The following is a 3,539-nucleotide window of genomic DNA, read 5'->3' as shown; positions in this document are numbered from 1 at the left end:
ACGGTCACACCTCGAGACAACTTAGAAACGCGCAGGTCGCAGCTTCTTGAGATGTCATCGAAAGCGAGACGCTACAGTTCGTGTAGGGTCTTGAGAACCTTGGCCAGATCTCACGCGAGATGGCCACTCGGCGGCCAGTTGGCCATCTGGGTGAGATTGTCTCGGCGTGGCTGCGTGGCGGGAGCGGATAGCGGGTGGATGATCCAACCGAGTACTTCCGATGCGGGGAGATACCGCGACCTGTCTATGTGCGTTCAGGCTGGTCTGCGCTCGGTGCGATCGTGAGGTGTGCGAGTCGACCGGAACCGTCGAGCTGGAAGCGGTAGTCGAGGTCGACGAGCCCACCGGGGAATGTTCCTTCGAGTCGGCACGTCACCGAGGTCGCTCTGGTGGCGACATCGTTGTGCGCGGCAATCGGGGTTGTCGTGTAGGTGTACTGGCTGGCGACTCGATCAAGCCACGCCCTGATCTCGGCTGTGCCGTGGTAGTCGCGTCCGTCGTCGGTAACGTGTGCATCGTCGGCGAAGGTCGCCACCGCGGCAGCGCGATCCTCCCCCTCGGTAAGGGTCATGTAGGCACGCACCGCATCTGGGCAGTGAACGAGCAGCGAATTCGTCATGGCAGTTCTCCTGGTGTCGGAAGGGTTGGTCACACGACCGGGACGGTGCCGCCGTCGACAACGTAGTCGGCGCCGACGACGCTGGCCGCCGCGTCGGAGACAAGGAACGCAATCACCTCGGCAACCTCGTGGGGTTCGGCGAAACGGCCGAGCGGGACCCCACCCAGGGCATCGAGGAGTGACTGACGCGCCGCCTCCTGGTCGCCGTCGAATTGCGTGGAGAGCCGGTCGATGAGACGGTCGGCCGCGGTCGTGTGGATGCCGCCGGGCGAGACGGTGTTCACGCGGATTCCGTGTGGTGCGAGCTGATTGGCCAGTCCGCGGCTGTAGGTGCGCAGCGCCGCTTTCGCCGCGGCGTACGCGAGAGTTCCATCCCAGAGCGGCATCCGTGCTTGGATGGACGCAACGTGCACGATCGCGCCGCGGCCGGCACCAAGCATCTGCGGAACGATAGCCCGATCGAGCCGCACAGCGGTCAGTAGGTTGAGACAGTTCGTGTTTCATTCGGCGTCGCCCAGGACGGCGAACCCGCCACTCGGTGCGGTCGACCCGCCGGTGACGTGCACCAGAACTTCCGGCACTCCACCAGCCGTAACGGATTCAGCGATGGCCTTCCCGGCGTCGGGGTCCGTGAGGTCCGCGGCGATGAACGTATCAGCATCGGTACCTGGGCCTGGGGTCCGAGCGATCGCCGTGACCACCGCGCCGGCCGCCTTCAATCGCGTCACCACAGCGGCGCCGGTGCCTTTCGTTCCGCCTGCGACGACCGCCTGGCGGCCCTCCAACGTCAGGGGTGTCGGGTATGACATGACGTCCTCTCGAGTAGTTACTGCTATGCTAGCAGTAACTCGACTGCTAGCATAGCAGTAACTGGGAGGAGGGTTGAATGGCCAGTAAGATTCGACTCGAGGATCGTGAGTGCCCGCTGTCCACAACGTTGGGTGTCGTCGGCGAGTGGTGGACGGTGTTGATCCTGCATGACTGCTTTGACGGCTACTCGCGGTTCGACGAGTTCGAGGCCAACATCGGCCTCTCGTCGAGCATGTTGACCAGCCGGCTGAAATCCCTTGTCGAGGCAGGCATTCTCGAGCGGAAGCCATATCAGGAGCGACCGGTCCGGTATGAATATGCACTCACTGATCTCGGCCGATCACTGCGACCCGTACTCGTCTCTCTCGCGGCGTGGCGAAACGCGCAGCTGGCCCCGCAGGAGCGGTCAATGATCCTGGTCGATTCGCGGACCGGTCGCGAGGTCGAGCCTGTCGTTGTTGATGCCGCCACCGGCGATCGTGTAGATGGCACCCAGTATGTGTATGCGGCCGGGCCCTCGGCCGGAGACGCCATGCGAAAACGCTACGAGGGCGTGGCCAATACGCATGTCGAGGCCCGAACGTGACTCATTCAGGTCTGGGACGATCCGTCATTTTTCCGCGGTCGAAAATTGAATGCTGAGCGGTGCACCGGATGACAATCCACTTACGGCACACCCACAAGACACGACAAGAGGTTCCAGACAACCTTCGCCGACAGTTCGACCTCGGATCCCGTATGGCCATGAAACGTGGCGCCAACGTGCCGCGGCTGGAACATGCCTCACGGACAGCACCGTGCCAAATAGCGTCGGCAAGAACGTGCCAGATAGCGCTGGGAGTCACAGCGTCTGCTGCGCGGCGCAGATTCGTTCCTTAGTGTCGGAAACCCGTGTCGAGAAGATGTGTCGAAAAACCCGTTCGACGGTATTCTCGACACATGTTGATCGGCTACGCGCGGATGCCCAGTGCAGTCCAGAACTCTGACGATTAGATCGCTGCCTTGCGCAGCGTAGGGGTGGCCGCCGAGGACATCCACGTCGACCAGGCGGGCGGAGCGAAGGCGTCACGGCCCCAACTCGATCGGGTACTGCAGGAGCTGCGCGAAGGCGACGTTCTGGTGGTTACCCGGCTGGAGCGGCTCGGGCGGTCGATGCTGCACCTGGTCACGCTCGGTGCCGACCTGCGCGAGCGTGGCATCGGCTTGAAGGTGCTCGAACAGGGCATCGACACCGCTACGGCCGAGGGCCAGGCCATGTTCGGGCTGTTCTCGATCCTGGCCGACTACCAGCGCGAGCTGGCCGTGGCCAACACCCGCGACGGCCTCGCGGCGGCCCGCGCTCGCGGCCGCAAGGGCGGGCGCCCATCGAAACTCAGCGCCGATCAGATCGAGCTCGCTCAACGCCTCTACGATGCCGGGGAACGCACGGTCTCGCAGATCGCCGGGATGCTGAACGTGCCGCGGACCACGGTGTATGGGCATCTGAACAAGCGCAGGGTCGACACCGCACCAGTCACGCAGGAGATCGCGACACCACCCGCCCGCACCTCCCGAACCTGTCCGACCTGTGGATATGAACCCACCACGCGCGCCGAAGCGGCCCACCAACGTGCCGATCTCGCGGTGACGTGGCGTCACCGCATCCCGTCACCGAGGAGCTGTGATCAGCCGACACCACTGCCGCCATTGCGAACCAGGAAAACCGGCCTTCGACATCGCCTGCAGAATCTGCGGAGACGGCCCCATCCTCGCCGGCGCACTCGCCGAGAAAGCCGAGGCCGGCGACCTGACCACGGCGGTTCAACGATGGCTCACCACAGCCGGATGGACCACCACCCCCGACCTTCTCTGCCCGGACCACACCTGACGGACGGCAGCGCGGCAATCGGCTGTCGCCCAGCCCCGTTCCCCGGAACCTCCAGGAGGCCAACAAGCAACGAATACGGCGCCGCACAGGTGCGCAACTGCTTGGGCCGCAGGTAGGCCCGCATATCCGCTCGGGTAGGCTATCGCCGTTCTGCTGAACTTCCCCCTAACCTCGATCTTGCATGCGTCTGATGTGTCGCTCTGATCAGTTTCAGGTTGGGTATTTCGGGCGTGGATTCGGTGC

General features: G+C 64.1%; 5 protein-coding genes. 2 read left to right on the top strand and 3 right to left on the bottom strand.

Annotated features, from left to right (window positions below; translation table 11 throughout):
* Positions 1–244: 244 nt before the first annotated feature.
* Genes MLGJGCBP_RS17215 through MLGJGCBP_RS51805 form a run of 3 tightly spaced genes read right to left on the bottom strand, consistent with a single transcriptional unit; the run spans position 245 to position 1,428 of the window.
* Positions 245–619, bottom strand: coding sequence for a nuclear transport factor 2 family protein (locus tag MLGJGCBP_RS17215; RefSeq protein ID WP_160097137.1), 375 nt, complete (start codon positions 617–619; stop codon positions 245–247).
* Positions 620–648: 29 nt separating this feature from the next.
* A complete protein-coding gene (locus tag MLGJGCBP_RS51810; protein ID WP_268960753.1) occupies positions 649–1,098 on the bottom strand; it encodes an SDR family oxidoreductase in 450 nt (149 codons plus the stop codon).
* Between the two features lie 21 nt (positions 1,099–1,119).
* A complete protein-coding gene (locus MLGJGCBP_RS51805) occupies positions 1,120–1,428 on the bottom strand; it encodes a hypothetical protein (protein ID WP_236581158.1) in 309 nt (102 codons plus the stop codon).
* A 77-nt stretch (positions 1,429–1,505) separates the two neighbouring features.
* Here MLGJGCBP_RS51805 and MLGJGCBP_RS17205 point away from each other — a divergent pair, with 77 nt between their 5' ends.
* A complete protein-coding gene (locus MLGJGCBP_RS17205) occupies positions 1,506–2,015 on the top strand; it encodes a winged helix-turn-helix transcriptional regulator (protein WP_160097135.1) in 510 nt (169 codons plus the stop codon).
* Between the two features lie 431 nt (positions 2,016–2,446).
* Entirely contained in the window at positions 2,447–3,412 is a 966-nt protein-coding gene (locus MLGJGCBP_RS17200) for a recombinase family protein (RefSeq protein ID WP_236581156.1), read from the top strand.
* The last annotated feature ends 127 nt before the right edge of the window (positions 3,413–3,539 follow it).

The sequence above is a fragment of the Rhodococcus sp. T7 genome (assembly GCF_009872365.1).
In the GTDB taxonomy this organism is placed as follows: domain Bacteria; phylum Actinomycetota; class Actinomycetes; order Mycobacteriales; family Mycobacteriaceae; genus Rhodococcus_F.
This window is presented reverse-complemented; position numbering and strand designations above follow the sequence as displayed.

What these genes read in the sequence shown, in the direction of transcription:
- MLGJGCBP_RS17205 (WP_160097135.1), top strand. Translation starts at nt 1,506, where the DNA reads ATGGCCAGTAAGATTCGACTCGAGGATCGTGAGTGCCCGCTGTCCACA.
- MLGJGCBP_RS51805 (WP_236581158.1), bottom strand. Translation starts at nt 1,428, where the DNA reads ATGTCATACCCGACACCCCTGACGTTGGAGGGCCGCCAGGCGGTCGTC.
- MLGJGCBP_RS17215 (WP_160097137.1), bottom strand. Translation starts at nt 619, where the DNA reads ATGACGAATTCGCTGCTCGTTCACTGCCCAGATGCGGTGCGTGCCTAC.